This is a genomic window from Streptomyces sp. DH12 (assembly GCF_020873895.1).
Lineage (GTDB): Bacteria > Actinomycetota > Actinomycetes > Streptomycetales > Streptomycetaceae > Streptomyces.
The window spans coordinates 1-441 of sequence record NZ_JAHWGT010001172.1 but is presented as its reverse complement, the minus strand read 5'-3'; the positions used below and the strand labels follow the sequence as shown (position 1 = coordinate 441).

General features: G+C 39.5%; 1 protein-coding gene. It reads left to right on the top strand.

Translation table 11 applies throughout. The features are described 5' to 3' along the window. Window positions 1–39: 39 nt before the first annotated feature. Window positions 40–441, top strand: a 402-nt coding sequence (locus LPA54_RS39095; RefSeq protein ID WP_228985148.1) for a transposase, incomplete at its 3' end; no start/stop codon positions are given.

The following is a 441-nucleotide window of genomic DNA, read 5'->3' as shown; positions in this document are numbered from 1 at the left end:
CTACTACACTTAAGCTTCAAGTTGCTTATGGTAAAGTAAATGACAATCTCAAGACGAAAATTGATAGAGCCTCAAATAACCCCTTTTTATCATGTAATTAATCGCTGTGTACGTCGGGCCTATTTGTGTGGGGACGACCCGTATAACGGTAAAAACTATCAACACCGTCGTGGTTGGATAGTAAATAAAATCAAACAATTAGCAGCTGTGTTTTGTATTGATGTTTGTGCTTATGCTGTGATGAGTAACCATTATCATTTGGTGCTAAAAATAGATATCGAACAACAACAAAAGCTAACCCCAGAAGAAGTGATATCGCGTTGGTTGCAGTTATTTAGCGGCCATCCTATTGCGGTCGATTTCTTAAAAGAGGGTCAAATAGGCGCAGATAAGCAACAAGCACTATCAAAGTTAGTGGCTGAATGGCAGCAACGATTAGGC